This window comes from Arthrobacter sp. SLBN-100 (assembly GCF_006715305.1).
In the GTDB taxonomy this organism is placed as follows: Bacteria; Actinomycetota; Actinomycetes; order Actinomycetales; family Micrococcaceae; genus Arthrobacter.
Genome location: NZ_VFMY01000001.1, coordinates 2,072,185 through 2,087,926, shown reverse-complemented (window position 1 = coordinate 2,087,926; position 15,742 = coordinate 2,072,185). Strand labels below are relative to the sequence as shown.

The 15,742-nt window shown below is 65.4% G+C and carries 15 protein-coding genes; 9 read left to right on the top strand and 6 right to left on the bottom strand.

What is annotated here, in order from left to right:
- Window positions 1-43: 43 nt before the first annotated feature.
- Window positions 44-1,324: an MFS transporter gene (locus FBY31_RS09795; protein WP_142039932.1), complete on the top strand. Its 1,281-nt coding sequence runs from the start codon at window positions 44-46 to the stop codon at window positions 1,322-1,324.
- Here the strand turns inward: FBY31_RS09795 and FBY31_RS09790 are convergent.
- Together FBY31_RS09790 and FBY31_RS09785 are read right to left on the bottom strand one after the other, a co-directional pair.
- Window positions 1,290-4,664, bottom strand: coding sequence for a family 78 glycoside hydrolase catalytic domain (locus FBY31_RS09790; RefSeq protein WP_142039930.1), 3,375 nt, complete (start codon window positions 4,662-4,664; stop codon window positions 1,290-1,292). The two genes, FBY31_RS09795 and FBY31_RS09790, sit on opposite strands and share 35 nt — an antisense overlap.
- A complete protein-coding gene (locus FBY31_RS09785; RefSeq protein WP_235013001.1) occupies window positions 4,665-5,930 on the bottom strand; it encodes a Gfo/Idh/MocA family protein in 1,266 nt (421 codons plus the stop codon).
- Between the two features lie 240 nt (window positions 5,931-6,170).
- Here FBY31_RS09785 and FBY31_RS09780 point away from each other — a divergent pair, with 240 nt between their 5' ends.
- The 6 genes from FBY31_RS09780 to FBY31_RS09755 all read left to right on the top strand — a co-directional run bounded on the left by FBY31_RS09780 (window position 6,171) and on the right by FBY31_RS09755 (window position 11,869).
- The gene (locus tag FBY31_RS09780; protein WP_142039927.1) at window positions 6,171-6,887 is read left to right on the top strand and encodes a YesL family protein; all 717 of its coding nucleotides are present in this window, start codon (window positions 6,171-6,173) and stop codon (window positions 6,885-6,887) included.
- A gap of 180 nt (window positions 6,888-7,067) precedes the next feature.
- A complete protein-coding gene (locus tag FBY31_RS09775; protein WP_142039924.1) occupies window positions 7,068-8,597 on the top strand; it encodes an extracellular solute-binding protein in 1,530 nt (509 codons plus the stop codon).
- Window positions 8,598-9,569, top strand: a complete 972-nt coding sequence (locus FBY31_RS09770; protein ID WP_142039922.1) for an ABC transporter permease — start codon at window positions 8,598-8,600, stop codon at window positions 9,567-9,569.
- Window positions 9,570-9,571: 2 nt separating this feature from the next.
- A complete protein-coding gene (locus tag FBY31_RS09765; protein ID WP_142039919.1) occupies window positions 9,572-10,444 on the top strand; it encodes a carbohydrate ABC transporter permease in 873 nt (290 codons plus the stop codon).
- A gap of 3 nt (window positions 10,445-10,447) precedes the next feature.
- Window positions 10,448-11,197, top strand: a complete 750-nt coding sequence (locus FBY31_RS09760; RefSeq protein ID WP_142039917.1) for a rhamnogalacturonan acetylesterase — start codon at window positions 10,448-10,450, stop codon at window positions 11,195-11,197.
- 15 nt (window positions 11,198-11,212) lie between these two features.
- A complete protein-coding gene (locus FBY31_RS09755; protein WP_235013000.1) occupies window positions 11,213-11,869 on the top strand; it encodes a DUF1961 family protein in 657 nt (218 codons plus the stop codon).
- A 12-nt stretch (window positions 11,870-11,881) separates the two neighbouring features.
- On the opposite strand, the gene FBY31_RS09750 is transcribed toward FBY31_RS09755, so the two are convergent.
- The 3 genes from FBY31_RS09750 to FBY31_RS09740 all read right to left on the bottom strand — a co-directional run bounded on the left by FBY31_RS09750 (window position 11,882) and on the right by FBY31_RS09740 (window position 13,622).
- Window positions 11,882-12,559 carry an alpha/beta hydrolase gene (locus FBY31_RS09750; protein ID WP_200833346.1) on the bottom strand — a complete coding sequence of 226 codons (678 nt, stop codon included), beginning with the start codon at window positions 12,557-12,559 and terminating at the stop codon, window positions 11,882-11,884.
- Window positions 12,560-12,716: 157 nt separating this feature from the next.
- Window positions 12,717-12,926 carry a hypothetical protein gene (locus FBY31_RS09745; protein ID WP_142039909.1) on the bottom strand — a complete coding sequence of 70 codons (210 nt, stop codon included), beginning with the start codon at window positions 12,924-12,926 and terminating at the stop codon, window positions 12,717-12,719.
- 75 nt (window positions 12,927-13,001) lie between these two features.
- A complete protein-coding gene (locus FBY31_RS09740) occupies window positions 13,002-13,622 on the bottom strand; it encodes an AAA family ATPase (protein ID WP_142039906.1) in 621 nt (206 codons plus the stop codon).
- 152 nt (window positions 13,623-13,774) lie between these two features.
- Between FBY31_RS09740 and FBY31_RS09735 the strand changes: the two genes are divergently transcribed.
- Window positions 13,775-14,152, top strand: a complete 378-nt coding sequence (locus tag FBY31_RS09735; protein ID WP_142039903.1) for a DUF7793 family protein — start codon at window positions 13,775-13,777, stop codon at window positions 14,150-14,152.
- A 15-nt stretch (window positions 14,153-14,167) separates the two neighbouring features.
- Here FBY31_RS09735 and FBY31_RS09730 read toward each other — a convergent pair whose 3' ends face one another.
- Window positions 14,168-15,190 carry a LacI family DNA-binding transcriptional regulator gene (locus tag FBY31_RS09730; RefSeq protein WP_142039901.1) on the bottom strand — a complete coding sequence of 341 codons (1,023 nt, stop codon included), beginning with the start codon at window positions 15,188-15,190 and terminating at the stop codon, window positions 14,168-14,170.
- 153 nt (window positions 15,191-15,343) lie between these two features.
- Between FBY31_RS09730 and FBY31_RS09725 the strand changes: the two genes are divergently transcribed.
- Window positions 15,344-15,691 carry an L-rhamnose mutarotase gene (locus FBY31_RS09725; RefSeq protein ID WP_142039898.1) on the top strand — a complete coding sequence of 116 codons (348 nt, stop codon included), beginning with the start codon at window positions 15,344-15,346 and terminating at the stop codon, window positions 15,689-15,691.
- Window positions 15,692-15,742 lie beyond the last annotated feature (51 nt).

Genomic DNA, 15,742 nt, shown 5'->3' with positions numbered 1-15,742 from the left:
AGCATCGCCTGGTTCTGTCCGTCACTATTGAGTTGAGTCCGACGTGTCTTCCGACCGCCAGCGTTCCGAGCAGTCCCTCCGTCCTCCGCAGAACCAGCTGCCGTGGTACCAGCCCCTGACGCAGCGCAACTACCGGCTTTTCCTGGCACTGGTGTTCACGGGCAGCGTGGGCGTGTGGATGCAGCGCCTGGCCCAGGACTGGCTGGTGCTGCAGCTGACCGGCAGTCCCGCCGCGGTGGGTGCGGCTGTTGCCCTGCAATTCCTGCCGATGCTGGTGGTGGGCCCGCTCAGCGGCCTGCTGGTGGACCTCTTTCCCAAGCGCCGAATCATGCTGGTTTGCCAGGCTGTTATCGCATTACTGGCCATGGGTCTTGCAGCGTGGGCCGCGAGCGGCACCATCACCGTGTGGGCTGTTTACGCCAGTTGTGTGGCGCTGGGTGTCACCTCGGCCATCAACCAGCCTGCCAGCCAGGTGTTCGTCAACGAAGTGGTGGGCGACGCAGCCCTGCGGCCCGCCATCGGACTTAACAACGCCATCGGCCAGCTGGGCGCCATGGCAGGCCCTGCCGTGGGCGGAGTGGTGATTGCCCAGGCGGGATCAGCTGCGGCGTTCACGGCGAACTCGCTGCTGTGCCTGCTGGTCCTCTGCCTGATCGCCGCCATCCGACCCGCCGAGCTGCACCCCAGCACCCCGGCGGCGCGGGGGCGGGGCCAGCTTCTTGCGGGGTTCCGGTACGTCAAGGACCGGCCCTCACTGCTGCTGATCATCGCACTGGCCGGGCTGCTGGGGATGTTCGGGATGAACGGGCCCGTGGTGCTGGCCGCCTTCGCCGAACGCGTCTGGCACAACGGCGTTGAGGGGTTTGGCCTGTTCAACACCGTCAGCGCCATTGGTGCGCTGGCAGGTGCCCTGCTGGCCGCCCGCCTGCGGACCCTGGGCCGGAAGGGAATCGTGCTGGCGGCCGGCCTCTTCGGGCTGTCCCAGCTGGTTGCGGCCCTGATGCCCGACCTCATCCTTTTTACCGTGATGCTGGTGGTGGTGGGCCTGATGACCCTGCTGTTCCTGACCAGCGCGGCGACCGCCGTCCAGCTTGAGGCCGGGCCCGAAATCCGCGGCAGGGTCATGGCGCTTTACCTGCCGCTGCTGCTCGGCGGACACGCGATAGGTGGGTTGCTGGCGGGCTGGTTGACGGAGCAGTTCGGGGTGCGGCTTGGCCTTGTGGCCACGGGCGCGCTGGGCATGCTGTCCGCACTCGTGATCGGTTTGCTGCTCTGGCGGAATGGCAGGGCTACTCGAACGTCCAGGTCCCGGCGTGCACCCTGAAATCCCGGGTTGGGTGCGCGGCCGGGGTATTCCCTGCGGCAGCAGCCCCGCCTTCCGCAGCGGAAAGCACGACGGCGGCCTCCGCCGTCGGGCCCTTGATCCGGTACGTGCCGGCAGGCAGCCTGACCACGGCCGTTACTCCGGCGGGCACCGTGCACTCCAGCTGCACCTGGCCGCCGGTCCGGTTCCAGCTGACCTCCACGCTGCCGTTGCCCACGGGCACAGTGCCGCGGGCATGTTCCAGCCGGCACAGCGGCGGTTCGATGACCAGTTCGGAGCCGCCGGCCGAGGCGTACCGGACACCGAGCAGGTGTTCGAGGATCTCCTTGACCACGGACGCTGACCAGGCGTGGGACTGGCTGTAGTCAGTCCCGTCCACCAGGTCCCAGGCTTCCCAGGTGAAGGTGGCGCCGCGCTCCAGGAGCTGGGCCCACCCGGGCTGGTCCTTGCTGGTGAGGAGGTCCAGCACGGCATCGGTGAGCCCTTGGGAGAGCAGCGCCCGGACCAGGCGGTGTACGGTCATGGGTCCCTGCCGCATGCCCATTCCAGCGATCCGCCGGCCGTCGGCCTGGGCGTGCTCGGGTCCAGTGATCCCGAGGGAGAGCGGGAAGGACGTTGCGTGCTGGGATGCGTGGGTGCTGGGGGTTCCGTCGGCGTGCAACCCGTCCACCATCACGCCGTCCACGCGGAGGCGGGTGCGGATGGCCGCGGCAAGTCCGCGGGCCTGCCGTGCATAACTGACGGCGGCATCATCCTGCCCGGCGGCGGCGCAGAGGCGGGCCGTGCACATCAGTGCTGAGTACGCCTGCGCGTTGACGGTGGTTTTGGCCGCGCAGTCCATGTCGTAGCCGAAGCGGCCCGGTGCCGGCCAGTCGACAATGCCGTGGAGGTAGGGGCCGGAACCGCCGCCCAATCTGGTAACCAGTCCCGCCGTCGGACCGTCCGCCGGGATGTACCGCAAGGCGTAGTCCGCGGTGTCGCAGAGGTGAGGCAGCAGTTCGGTGACCAGCGCCAGGTCCCCGGTCCGGTGGTAGTACTCCTCGGCCCATTCGGGAATCATGAGCGAGAAGTCGGGGATGTCTCGTTTGCCGTCCCCGTTGGGGTAGACGGCGTTGTAGCGGCCTTTGTCTTCGCCGCTGTTCCAGTAGCGGGCAGCCGACCAGCCGAATTCCCGGAGCGCCTGCGCCGTGTAGGCGTGCTCGCCGAAGAGGGACATGGTGGCGTAGGAGATGTTGACGGCATCGGCCAGGAACTGGCCCTTCTCCCGGGTGGGGGTGTCCACGAACTGTTCCTGCACGCCGTAGAGCGCCGAGTCCCGCAGCAGCCGGAACACGGCGTTGAGCGTGTCATCGGAGCTGGTGAAGCTTCCCTCGGCCGGATGCCGGCCGTGCACCACCATGGCGCCAACCCTCGTCAGGTCAGCAGCCTCCACACCGGGCAGTTCGAGGTACCGGAAGCCCAGGTGCACCGTGGCCCGGTACTGCTGCGGCCCCGCCGTCTGAGTGTAGGGGAAGGACATGTCGGTGTTCTGGCTGGCCGTCTTGCCGGGATCCACCCTGCCGTCCGCGCGCAGGACGTAGCCGGCGCGGATCATCATGGTGCGGCCGGGAATGCCGTCCAGGAAGTCCACTTCCGGCCGGCCCGGAATGACCTGGCCGAAGTCCGCCACCAGCGTTCCGTCGTCCGCCGTCAGGAACGCCTGCGGCGCCACAAACTCCTCCGCAAGTACGGTCCGGCGCGGATACAGTGTTGGGAATCCGGGGCAGGGGTGGCTGCCGTAACTCAGGGCCGGGGGCATCTGTTCGACGGCGGGCAGGGCTGCGGCGGCCAGCCCGTCCAGGTGCTCCACGGGGTCGCCCTCGTCATTGCGGTACCCCGACTGCCGGTAGGGCGCCTCGGCCGCCGACCAGTGTGGACCGGATGCAAAGACTTCGCGCCGTCCGTCCGCGTAGTCGACGCTGAGGCGGACCAGCACGCCGGGAAGCCCGGCGGCCCTGCCCTGGCCGGGGCCGTACCAGTGGAGCAGCGCGGTGAGGGGCACTTCGGTGGCCTCCGCCTGGATTCCCGGGCCCGGTTTGGCCCTTGGCATCGGGGCGAGCCCTGCCAGCAGGTCGGTGACGTCGGCGGCGTCGTAATACCCTTCCCCCGGATAACCAAAGGACGTGGTGCTGAGGCAGGGGATCCCGCCCAGGGAGAGCTGGGCGTGATGGTGCGCCGCCATAAAGAGGCGGGCCCTGGCCACAGTTCCGGTGAGCGTGATGGAGGTGCCGAAGAGCGTCCACTCATCCGGCTGGCGGTGGGCGGTGGTGCCGGCCCAGTGAGCGTGATAGGCGTGGGCGAGGTCGGTGCCGGTGTCGAACTGATGGTCCAGCGCGAGCTCCCCGGGATGTCCGCCGGAGGTGCCCACGATGCGGAGGGACGCGTATTCTGCCTGGCTCCGGGGTGCCTGGTGGAGCGCAAGCCGTCCCTGCGTACCGGGAACCGACGGCTCGTTGAAAACCAGGAGCTGGTGGCCGTCCACAGCTACGGTGATGGTCTCTCCGTCATCCATGACCGTGAGCTCGCGCCACTCCCCGGGCGGCGGGCTTGCCTGGACACCTGTCTGGGGGCTGCCCCAGTCTGCACTGCCCAGGTCCGCACTGCCCCACTCTGCACTGGCCAGGATTTCGGTGGCGGGCGCCGACGGGGCCGGGATCTCCCATTCCGCGGCGCGGCGAAGTACCAGGGCGCCGGCGGCACTGAGTTCCAGCAGCAGACCCGTTCCGGGGCCGGTGCTCCGGAGAAGCAGCCCGGCCATGCCCATCACCGGCCGCAGGCGGGCGTCCAGCCGGAAGTGTTGAAGGGGAGGGCAAGGGACGGGCAGGAACGGTGAGCCGGCCGCACGCAGTGCCCCGTCCAAAACCTCCAGGGGAGGGCGGCCGCCCGGCGCGCGATGGAGCCAGTCCGCGCCCCAGCCGGTGTCCGCGAGGCCGGTACTGAACCGCTGCGGCTGTGACCAGTCGCCGGGCATCCCTGCAGCGTCCCACACCCGGACCCGCCAGGCGTAGTCCATATCGTCGTCGAGCGCCGGCCCCTCATACTCCGCGGAAGATCGGGCTGCGGCTACCTGCCCCGACCTCCATAGCGGCGAGCCCGCACTGTCCTCGACCACCAGCTCGTAGCCGGTCTGCCGGGCCCGCGATGGGTCGGCGCCCTCGGGCTGCCCGAGCTCCCAGCGGAAGGACGGGCGTGGCCGCGCCGTCAGGCAGGGTGAAAGCCCGTCTGTAGTGGAATCCGTAGCGTGGAGCTGGCCCGAAACGATCACGGGGGGCAGCTGCCCAGCCGCTGGCGGGCGCGGCATTCAGGAAACCGGCAGGTTGAAGGCGTGCGGAGCCGAGGTGGCCCAGGGGAGTCCCAACTCGCTGAACGTGGCGTGCTGGCCGGCAGAGCGTTCCAAGGCATCCTCGATGTCAACCACCACTGCGTGCGCTGCCTCTCTCTCGCCCTCCCACTGGACGTACTTCCCGTCAATCGGGGCGGGCAGCGGCGCGGTGCGGATCGCTTCCAGCACGAGCATAAAGGCGCCGCTGTCCAGGAGCGGGCTGAGAAGAGGCGCTCCGCTGCTGCGGTGGGCGAGCAGGTTCTCGGTCAGGTCGTCGCGGCCCAAGACCTCCTCCGTACGGCCCGCTGCCGTCTCAAGGGCCAGACGGTCCTCGGTGTAGTGGAAGATGGCGTTGCCTTGGGAGCCCTGGAGGGTCACATACGGTTCCACGGACTCCGTGGCACACAGCGTCAGGGCGCAGGTGATGGGCAGCCCCGAGCTGGTGCGGATCCGGATGACCGAGGTGTCATCGGACTCAATCTGGTTGGCGCGGTACAGCTCGGTTTCCAGGGATGCGATATCTGCGGTGGTGCGTGCCCCGGCAATCCTCAGCGCCGTGGCCACCGCATGTGCCAGGGGATTGGTGGCCACGCCGTCCACCACATCCACACCATCGATGGTGCGTTTGCCGGCCCAGCGGGACCTCTTGTAGTAGGCCCGGTCCCGGACCCAGCGGCCGGTTGCCGAGATGCCCTGCAAAGTTCCGATGGTGCCGTCGGCGAGGAGCTTTTCGATGGCGTGGAGCGCGTGCGAGCCCAGGCTCTGGAACCCGATCTGCACGTTCCGGCCGGAGATGGCGGCAGCGTCGCAGAGCCGGTTGAAGTCCGCCAGCGAGGCGACAGGCGGCTTTTCCAGGTAGAGGTCGGCGGCCGCGGCCAGGGCTGCCAGGCCCAGCGGTGCGTGGGTTTGGATGGGGGTGGCAACAATGATGAGATCGAGGCCGCTGGTGGCAGCGAGCAATTCGGCCAGGTCCGGGAAGACGCGCGCTGTTGCTGGAACCGAGCCGGGCGCAGGGGGATTAGGATCTGCCACGGCTACAAGGTTAACGACGCCGGCCGCCTGGAGGCGTTCCAGGTTCCGCAGGTGGTGCGACCCGAAGCCGTGGACACCTACCAGCGCCACTTTGGCTGCAGGCCGTTTGGCCAGCTCGGACGAAGATTGGTCCGCAGGCGTTGCATGGGCTTCGCTTGCAGGTATGTTCCCGCTGGATTGAGTCCCGGCGACTGTGGCGGCTGGCATTCCCATGGTGCTCCATTTCGGCCCGGAGGGGCAGGGTTTCTTCGGCACCAGCTCCCAAGGGCAAGCGCTTTCCAAACTCCAGTGTGTACCCAAGGTGGCCTTCACGTCCAGAATGTAACGATTCAAATTTTGGCTTGACCTACCCCGTAAGCGCGGTCTAGATTTTCGAGAAACCGATTACTTACGTGACGTGGACCACCCAGGTCCTCGTGCCTGCAACGATGGAGAACCGAAGGGAGCCGTGCCATGGCTACGTCCTCGTGGAACGCCCGAGCATACTCGTTCTTTGACACGCTCCTCTGGATCGCCTGCCTGAACCTGCTGTGGCTCAGCTTCACTGTCCTGGGTTTAGGTGTCCTCGGGGCGGGCCCTGCCACAGCCGCCGCCCAGATCCTGGTCCGCAAAAGGGCCGCTGGCGAAGCGGCCCGGCTCCTGCCCGGGTTTGCCCGCGAATACGTCCGGAACTTTGTCCGCGGCAACGCGCTGGCGTTGCCGCTGATGGGCGTAGCAGCAGCCCTGGCCATGAACTGGAACCGCTTCTCAGGCGGCGGTGATCTTCCGTCCCAGCTGGGCGCGGCGGCCACGTTCGTCGGGGCCATCTTCCTGGCGGGGGCTGTCTGCTACCTGTTCCCGATGTATGCACGGTACGAGCTGCCCGTAGCGCAGTACTTTTTGATGTCATCGCGGTTCGCCGTGCGGCATCTGGCAGGGACAGTCATCCTGCTCTTTGTATCCGCCGCCGTGGTCTACGCCAGTGGCGCAGTCCCCGGCCTGATCCCGTTTTTCAGCGTGGGAGCCTGGTTGTTCCTGACCGGATGGCTGTGCGACCGCTTCTTCACGGCCAACGATGACTCCATGGCCGCGTTTGCCGAACAACAACAGCACCCTGCCGGCCACGAGGACACTACCCCGGCCGGTCGGGGCCGCCCGCTGCAAGGCGTCCTCGAAACCGCAAAGGGCTGAACCCGGCACGGCACCTGCCTGCCACTGAAGACAAAACCTCAGAAAAACCCGCCTTGGCGCAGACTCCTGCGCGCGCCGGGACACCCACCCGGCTTTATCCCTTTCAACCTTTTTGCTGCCCGTGCCCAACGCTGCCGGTGACGGCAAAACCAACCCCGAAGAAGTGGAAAAGGAACAAAAATGATCCGCAGAAGAATTTCCCTGGCCGCCGCCGTCGTTACCGCCACGGCACTCACCCTGACGGCCTGCGGCGGGGGTGAAACACAGTCCGCTGACATCTCCACTGTGAACGTGATGGCTCCCTTCCTCGAAGCCCAGCCGCCGTCGGCAGACGGCGCCGTGCAGAAGAAGCTCGAGGAGCTGACAGGCAAGGACCTCAACATCACCTGGGCGCCCAACGCCTCCTATGAGGACAAAACCAATATCACCCTGGCCTCCTCTGAGATCCCGCACGTGATGGTCATCCAAGGCAAGACGCCCGGTTTCGTCAAGAACGCCGAAGCCGGCGCCTTCTGGGACCTGACGGACAAGTTGGCTGAGTACCCGAACTTGTTGACCACGTACCCGGACATCCAGCAGAACGCGAGCATCAACGGCAAGGTTTTCGGGGTCTACCGCGGCCGTGCCCCGATGCGTACTGCTGTGATGTTCCGCCAGGACTGGCTGGACAAGCTGGGCCTTCAAGCGCCCAAGACCACCGAGGACCTGTACAAGGTTGCCAAGGCCTTCACGGAGCAGGATCCGGACGGCAACGGCCAGGATGACACCTGGGGCATCACCATCCCCAAGTGGGGCGCGCTGGGAACCTACAGCCCTTACGATTTCATCGAGACCTGGTATGGCGCCGGAAACCGCTGGACGGAAAAGGACGGGAAACTGATCCCGAGCTTCGAAACCGAGGAATTCCTCGAGGCCGACCGGTTCATCAAGAAGATGGTGGACGAAAAACTCATCAATCCGGACTTCGCCACCTTTGACCCCACCAAGTGGAACGAACCCTTCCTCAACGGCAAGGGCGGCATCATCGTCGACGTCGACTCCCGGGTCAGCGTCCTCATCAACCTGTTCAAGCAGGCAGACCCGAACAACTTCCAGAACAAGGTGGGCTTCGTGGGCAATCTCGAAGGCCCGGACGGCGAACTCCGCGCGCATCCCACCGAGGGCTACTCCGGCTTCCTTGCCATTCCCAAGTCCAGCGTCCGCACTGAAGCTGAACTGAAGACCGTTCTCGAATTCCTGAACACCATGAACGGCAAGGACGTGGCCGTCCTGATGAACAACGGCATCGAAGGCGTGAACTTCACCGTGGAGGACGGCAAGGCCGCCACCATCAAGCCCGAGACTGAGGACGGCAAGGCAGTCACCACGGATATCAAGAGCTACGCGCAGCTCGGCATGAACGTGGCCGGCAACGGGTTCTACCCTGTGAAGCAGCCCAGCGACTACGAACAGCAGGTTTTCGACAAGCGCACGGAAGTGATGGCGGAAAACCTCAAGAGTGCCGTCTACAACCCGGCGGCGCCGTACGTTTCCGCCACCTACGTGGCCAAGGGTGCACAGCTGGACAACATCGTGGCTGACGCGCGGATCAAGTACCTGGCCGGCCAGATTGATGAGCAGGGCCTGAAGGACGCCATCAAGCTCTGGAGCACCAGCGGCGGCGACAAGGTCAAGGAAGAGATCAACAAGCTCTGGCAGGACAACAAGTAAATGGCAGCCCCTGTCATTGACGCCCAGGCTGGGGAGCGCGCGCAGACCGTGCCCGCTCCCCGGAAGCGGGGCAGGTTCTCCGTCCACTTCGCGCACTACAAATGGCTGTACCTGCTGCTGCTGCCAGGCGTGGTGTACTTCGCCGTCTTCCGTTACGGCCCCATGTACGGGGTCAGCATCGCCTTCAAGGACTACGTTCCGTTCCTGGGCGTGAACGACAGCCCCTGGGTGGGGTTCCAGCATTTCCAGGACTTCTTTTCCAACCCGGACTTCCCGAGGCTGCTGGGCAACACCCTGATCCTGGCGTTCCTGAACCTGGGCATCGCGTTTCCGCTGACCATCGTCCTGGCGCTGCTGCTCAACGAGGTCCGGCTTTCGGTCCTCAAGCGCACCGTCCAGACCCTCGTCTACATCCCGCACTTTTTGTCGTGGACCATCGTGGCGTCCCTGAGCTTCCTGCTCTTTGCCCTGGACTTCGGCCCGCTGTTCCTGTTCCTGAACTCGGTGATGGGCACCAACATCGACTTCCTGTCCGATCCCAACTGGTTCCGTCCGCTGATTGTGCTGCAGGAAATCTGGAAGAACACCGGCTGGGGCACCATCATCTTCCTCGCCGCGCTCGCCACGGTGGACCAGGACCAGTACGAGGCGGCGATCATTGACGGCGCCGGCCGGTTCCGCCGGGTCTGGCACATCACCCTCCCGGGGATCCGTTCCACCATTATCGTGATGCTGATCCTGGCCATCGGGCAGATGCTGAACACCGGGTTTGAACAGATCTACCTGATGACCAATGCCCTGAACAGGTCAGTGGCTGACGTTTTCGATACTTACGTGTACTTCGTGGGCATCACGCAGGGCGCCTACAGCTACTCCACCGCCGTCGGGCTCTTCAAATCCCTGGTGGGCATCGTGCTGATCTTCGGCACCAACGCCCTGGCCAAACGCTTCAACCAGAGCGGACTGTTCTAGCCATGAAAATCCACAACACCACCGGCGGGCGGGTCTTCGACGCCGTCAACTACGTTTTCCTGTCCCTGATCGGCATCGTCACCCTGCTCCCGTTCATCTACGTGATCGCCGGGTCCTTCGCCAACGAAGCGGAAATCACCCGGCGCGCGTTCTTCGTCTGGCCCGAACAGTTCACCCTGGGCTCCTACGAGTACATCTTCTCCACGCCTGCGTTCATCCGGGCGCTCGTCACCACCATCCTGGTCACCGCCGTGGGCACCCTGATCCAGCTCGCCTTCACGGTGACCATGGCCTACCCGCTGGCCAAGAAAACCCTGCGCGGCCGGCAGGTGATCCTGTCCCTGGTGGTTTTTGCCATGGTGTTTTCCGGCGGCATGATCCCCACCTTCCTGCTGGTCAAGGATTTGGGCCTGCTGAACTCCTACTGGGCGTTGATCCTGCCGGCGGCGATCAACCCGTTCAGCCTGATCATCATCAAGAACTTCTTCCAGGAACTCCCCGCGGAGCTGGAGGAATCGGCCAAGATGGACGGCGCCACGGAGATCGGGATCCTGTGGCGGATCCTGCTGCCGCTGTCCAAGCCCGTCCTGGCCACGTTTGCCCTGTTCTACGCCGTGGGCATCTGGAACGACTTCATGTCACCGCTGCTCTACCTCAGCGACAACTCCAAGTGGACCCTGCAGATGTACCTGCGCCAGGTCACGGCAGCGTCCGACCTCCTGGGCACAGGCAATGTGGACCCCGCCTATATCCCGCCGGAACAGGGCATCAAGTTTGCCGTCATTGTGGTGGCCACCCTGCCCATCCTGATCTTCTACCCGTTCCTGCAGAAGCACTTCGCCAAGGGCATGCTCATCGGCTCGGTCAAGGGCTGATCCATGAAAATCCTGCTCGCCGGAGATTCCACGGTCGCCAACTGCCCCACGCACGAGTACCCCATGAGCGGTTGGGGTGCCCAGCTGCCCCCGCACGTCTTCACCTGGGCCGCCGTGCACAACTTCGCCAAGGGCGGGGCCAGTACGGAGTCCTTCCGGGAGGAGGGGCTGTGGGACGGGCTGCTCGCGGAGACGGGCGACGGCTTCCTGGTGCTGATCCAGTTCGGCCACAACGACCAGAAAAAGCCCCACCTCGCGGCACGGACAGGCTACGCCGCCAACCTTCGCACCATGGTGGCGGAGGTCCGGGCCCTGGGCGGGCTGCCCGTGCTGTGCACCTCGGTGGAGCGGCGGCACTTCCTGGACAGGCCGTCGTCGGACGCTGTTTTGGAGGAGAGCCTGGAGGATTATCCGGAGGTGGCCCGGGAGATCGGCCTGGAGCTGGGGGTGCCGGTGATCGACCTGAACGGATGGACCCGCGCGCTGTACCTGCGGCTGGGACGGGACGGTTCGAAGGCCCTCTTCTGCCATTTTGCACTGCATGAACATGCACACTGGCCGGACGGGCTGACGGACAACACGCACTTCTCGCAGCAGGGCGCCGCCCTGGTGGCTGGCGAGGTTGCCCGGCAACTCGTGCGTTTGGGCTTCGGACCACAGCAACGCGGGGTCCCGTCCGGCCCGATAAAGGGCGAAAATTGGGCTGAAAATGACCCCGCGTTGCGGTCAAGTACGACGGCGGGACGCGGCTAGGTGGGGACCGCGGGCGTGGGAACGAAGGTGCTTTACCGCAACGCACTCACCGGTCCGGAGGATGTGGCGGACTGGGTGGCCGAAGGGCCCCTGAGGCTGGGCAGCCGCGGAGAGGCCCTTGAGCTGTCCGGGTCGCTGGACGACGAGGAGTTCGGGGACCACGCGCACTGGACGTTCTGGTGCCCGGTGGAGTTTCCGGACAGGGTGCGAATCACCTGGGAGTTCCTGCCGCTTGAGGAACCCGGTCTGGCCATGCTGTTCTTCGCAGCCAACGGGCACGGCGGACAGGACCTGTTTTCCCCGGCGCTCGCACCCCGGACCGGCTACTACCCGCAGTACCACTCGGGCGACATCGACGCCCTCCACGTCTCCTACTTCCGGCATAAATACCGGTCTGAGCGGGCCTTCCGGACCTGCAACCTGCGCAAGAGCGCCGGCTTTGAGCTCGTGGCCCAGGGCGCGGATCCGCTGCCGCCGGCTGAGGACGCAGTCGACTCTTACCGGTTGGAGGTGGTGAAGGACGGCCGGAGGGTGGCGTTCTCCATCAATTCTCTCCCGCTTTTCGACTGGCGGGATCCGTCGGACAGGGTGCTGGGCGGAGGCTACCTGGGGTTCCGGCAGATGGCTCCGCTCCGCGCGGCCTACCGCAACCTCGTGGTGGAAAGGCTCTAGCTTCCGGTTCCGCTAATTTTGCCAGCGCAGCCAGTCGACAGCTTCCTGGCCGATGCCTGCCGGTATGGTGTGCGGTCCACGGAACTCCCGGTAGGTGACGTCGCAGCCGTTTGCCTGGAGCGCGGGCACCAGCCGGCGGCTGGTGCGGTCAATCGGCAGGACGGTGTCGCCGTCTCCATGGGAAACGAAGAACCGGGGCCGGCCGCTGTGCGGGACGGGCGGGACAAATCCCGGGGAGAAGGCAATGACCCTCGAAAAGAGGTCCCCATTGGCCAAGCCAAGGGCCAGCGCGTAGGAAGCCCCGTCCGAAAAGCCAGCCACGGCGATACGGCCCGGGTCTACCAAAACCAGTGTGAAGATGCGTTCCAGGGCGCGGTTGATCATGTGTACGTCGGGGCCGAAGGCGCCTCCGACACCGTCCCAGATTGAGCCCCGGGAAGACGGTGCCGCCAGGACGATTTTGTGCGTTTCGGCAAAGGCGGACAGCAGTGACAAACCGCCGGCCGCTTCGCCCCCGGTGCCGTGAAGCAGGAGGATAAGTGGTACCGGTTGTCGCGGCTGCAGCCCGGATGGGACGTAGAGCAGCGTGTCCCGGACAGGCTCCAGGCCCAGGCCCTGCTGCCGGGGAACAAGTTCCTGCCCCGGCTCGCATCCGGGCCTGGCACTGACGGCAGCAAAATTCAGTGACATGTCCTTCCGACGAACCATGTCTCCTCCAGAACATCCTGAGAGCGCTGCAGCCATTGCAAGGGCTCCGGCACCCATCATGAAGCTGCGCCGCGTGGCAGCCCCCAAGTCACGACAACCTGGCACCGCAGTCTGTGAAAAGGAAGCGATGATGCGGCCTTTAGGCAATGGCCTCGAAGGATAATTCCTCCACTGCCACCTGGAGGGCTTCCATATCGAACCACGCTGCGGGCACCACGTCGTGGATAAACGCATCAAAATCAAAGGGGTGGCAATGCCCGCCATGGTTCCAGTAGAGAACCCAGAGATCGATCAGCCCAAGATCCTTCCGCTGCAGCAGGGCTCTGGCGGTGTGCCGCAGGTCTTCCATAACCAATCCTTGCTTCTGCTCCCCCCGGCCCACAAGAGCAGTAACAGGGTTTGCCGCAAGAGATTGGATCGGAGGCTACTGCACCTGTGACACGGGGGCAGCGGATGCCGTCACGCCGGTGATAACCTGCTTCAGCTGCAGGGCGCTGCTCTCGGTGCTGCCCCCGGCATCAATTCGGGTGAAGCCGGGATACCAGGCCAACCCCGTGTACCCCTTGCGGAACTTCTCCAGGTCCTCAAGGTTCTCCTGGTCCTCGCCCCGCAAGGTGACCCGCTCGTGCGCCTGTTCCGCGGTGACATCGAAATAGACCACGGCCTGGGCCGGCGGCAGCAACCGCAACAGGGCTGACAGCGCCCGGCGTCGGTGGATCCCGCGGCCTTGCCGCAAGGCGAGCTGGCAGTACAGGTGCCTGTCCATGATGACCACGCCGTCGAACCGCGCCGCCCGCAGATGGTTGAGCAGGACGTTGAAGACCCGGACTGCGGTTTCAAGGACATCCGCAACATGGACCGGCAAGGACACCTCGAAGCGCTCCGCCAAGGCCGAGATGGTTTTCCGCCCCGAGTAGTTGCCCAGGACCAGCACCGGTGTGCCCGGAAGCAGCTCTTCCACTTCCCTGGCTGCCGTGGACTTGCCGGCACCATCGATCCCCAGCAGGACAACGAGTGCCGGTAGCGGCCTTCTGCGAGGTGTCATGTTTCCTTCATATCGTCCGGCCCTGTGATTACGGTTCAGGAAGTCTGAGGAGAGGCTGTGAGTGCGCCGGGAACCCGCTGCTGGTCTAAGTTGGATCCGGGAAGTCAAAGTAGGAGCAGAATGGGGGAGTCTGCACAGGGAGGGAGCAGGACATGGAGCCGGTAATGGTTGACGGTGGCAAGGGCACCGTGGAGTTGCGCTCCGACGGCCTGATCCACCTTATCTGGGAACCCAGTGTCCGGATCGAACAACAGGATGCCAAGGCAGCCATGGCGGCCGTCAACGAAATAGCGGGGGATAAGAGCCACCCCATGCTGGTGGACATGGCCACCACCGAATCAGTCACCCGGGCGGCACGTTCGGTGTTTTCCATCCCGTGCGCCGCGAACAGGATCGCCCTCCTGGGCGCCAGCCCGGTGGACAGGATCCTGGCGAACTTCTTCCTGGACGTCCACATCCCGCCCTGCCCCACCCGCTTCTTCACGTCCAGGACCGAGTCCGTGAAGTGGCTGCAGCAGGAGAACGAGTAACCGGCCCGGAGCGTGTCAGTCCGCGGACGGCGCCCCGGTACTCTGGCGGACGACCAGTTCCGGAGTGAAGATCACTGCCCGGTGCCGGGGATGCTGGGCCCCGACCTCTTCGGTCAGGAGCTCGATGGCGGTCCGGCCCAGCGCCTCCGTGGGCTGCCGAATGGACGAGAGGGGCACCACGGCGGAGACTGCGAAGTCGATGTCGTCATAGCCGATCAGGGCAATGTCCTCCGGAATCCGGAAATCGTGCGTCATGGTGAGCGACTGCATGACACCGAGGGCCAGGAGATCGTTGGCGCAGAAGATCCCGTCCGGCAGGTCGCCGCGGTCCCGCTCCACCAGCATGTTTCCGACGCTGCGTCCGGCCAGGACTGTCTGCCCCTCGGAAACCAGCACCTCCAGCGTGGCGTCCGGTTCTTCCTTCACTGCACGCCGGGCTCCCTGCAGACGGTCGGCCACCTGCCGGATGGAGGTGGAGCCGCCCACGAAGGCGAGCCGGCGGCGGCCGGTGTCCAGCAGATGCCGGGCTGCAAGGTAGCCGCCGGCGTCGTCGTCAACTGCTACTGAGCTGAACTTTTCCTCGTCGGCCAGCCGGTCCACCAGGACTGTGGGCACGCCGCGCTCGCGGAGGAGGTCCAGGCGCTCGGTCACGTCGCCCACGGGCGAGATGAGCAGGCCCTGGACGCGCTGCTCCTGGAACAGGTCGATGTAATTGGCCTCGCGGCCGGCGTCGTGGCCGCTGTCGCCAAGCAGGACGGCGCTGCCCTGGAGGGCGGCCGCATCCTCGGCGGCCCGCACCACAGAGGTGAAGAAGGGGTTGCCAACGTCCAGGACGATCAGTCCGATGGTGCGGCTGTGGCCGGCGCGCAGCTGGCGGGCAGCATCATTGCGGACGAAGCCCAGTTCGTCAATCGCGCGCAGCACCCGCTCCTTGGTCCGTTGCGAGACCCTGTCCGGGTAGTTCAGCACATTGGAAACAGTGCCTACGGCCACGCTGGCATGGGTGGCTACGTCCTTGATGCTGGCTGTGCGGTTCATGATTCTCCGTGCTGATGGACCGGAGTGCCTGTGCATCCCGGATACTGCTGAAGAAGACCGTCCCGGAATGCTTGACACCTACTCAGGTTCAAGAGTACTTTGAATCGTAACAATGAAACGATTCAAAGATGCACGGGTTCAGGAGAGTTCCAAATGAGGGTCTGCTTCCGTTCGTCGGTCCAACCGGCGCTGATGGACGAATACCGCCGTCGGCACGCCGCCGTGTGGCCCGAAATGCTTCAAGCCCTCAAGGACGCCGGCTGGAACAACTACTCCCTCTTCCTCGCGGAGGACGGTCTCCTGATCGGATACCTGGAGTGCGACGATTTCGAGGCCGCACGGGCACGCATGGCACTTGCTGACGTCAATGCCCGTTGGCAGGCGGAAATGGCAAAACTCTTCGAGAACACGGACCAGGCACCAGATGAGGGGTTCCAGGTCCTTGAGGAAGTTTTCAACCTCGACAGCCAGCTGGCGGCGGCAGAATCCGCCACGGGCTGACAGGCGATCTGCGGCTCCAGCAGCGGGGCGCGCGGCATCACAGCAAGACCA

Excerpts from the sequence above, each read along its gene's own strand:
- FBY31_RS09790 (WP_142039930.1), bottom strand. The coding sequence starts at position 4,664 with ATGCCGCGCCCGCCAGCGGCTGGGCAGCTGCCCCCCGTGATCGTTTCG.
- FBY31_RS09785 (WP_235013001.1), bottom strand. The coding sequence starts at position 5,930 with ATGGGAATGCCAGCCGCCACAGTCGCCGGGACTCAATCCAGCGGGAAC.
- FBY31_RS09780 (WP_142039927.1), top strand. The coding sequence starts at position 6,171 with ATGGCTACGTCCTCGTGGAACGCCCGAGCATACTCGTTCTTTGACACG.
- FBY31_RS09775 (WP_142039924.1), top strand. The coding sequence starts at position 7,068 with ATGATCCGCAGAAGAATTTCCCTGGCCGCCGCCGTCGTTACCGCCACG.
- FBY31_RS09770 (WP_142039922.1), top strand. The coding sequence starts at position 8,598 with ATGGCAGCCCCTGTCATTGACGCCCAGGCTGGGGAGCGCGCGCAGACC.
- FBY31_RS09765 (WP_142039919.1), top strand. The coding sequence starts at position 9,572 with ATGAAAATCCACAACACCACCGGCGGGCGGGTCTTCGACGCCGTCAAC.
- FBY31_RS09760 (WP_142039917.1), top strand. The coding sequence starts at position 10,448 with ATGAAAATCCTGCTCGCCGGAGATTCCACGGTCGCCAACTGCCCCACG.
- FBY31_RS09750 (WP_200833346.1), bottom strand. The coding sequence starts at position 12,559 with ATGTCACTGAATTTTGCTGCCGTCAGTGCCAGGCCCGGATGCGAGCCG.
- FBY31_RS09745 (WP_142039909.1), bottom strand. The coding sequence starts at position 12,926 with ATGGAAGACCTGCGGCACACCGCCAGAGCCCTGCTGCAGCGGAAGGAT.
- FBY31_RS09740 (WP_142039906.1), bottom strand. The coding sequence starts at position 13,622 with ATGACACCTCGCAGAAGGCCGCTACCGGCACTCGTTGTCCTGCTGGGG.
- FBY31_RS09735 (WP_142039903.1), top strand. The coding sequence starts at position 13,775 with ATGGAGCCGGTAATGGTTGACGGTGGCAAGGGCACCGTGGAGTTGCGC.
- FBY31_RS09730 (WP_142039901.1), bottom strand. The coding sequence starts at position 15,190 with ATGAACCGCACAGCCAGCATCAAGGACGTAGCCACCCATGCCAGCGTG.
- FBY31_RS09725 (WP_142039898.1), top strand. The coding sequence starts at position 15,344 with ATGAGGGTCTGCTTCCGTTCGTCGGTCCAACCGGCGCTGATGGACGAA.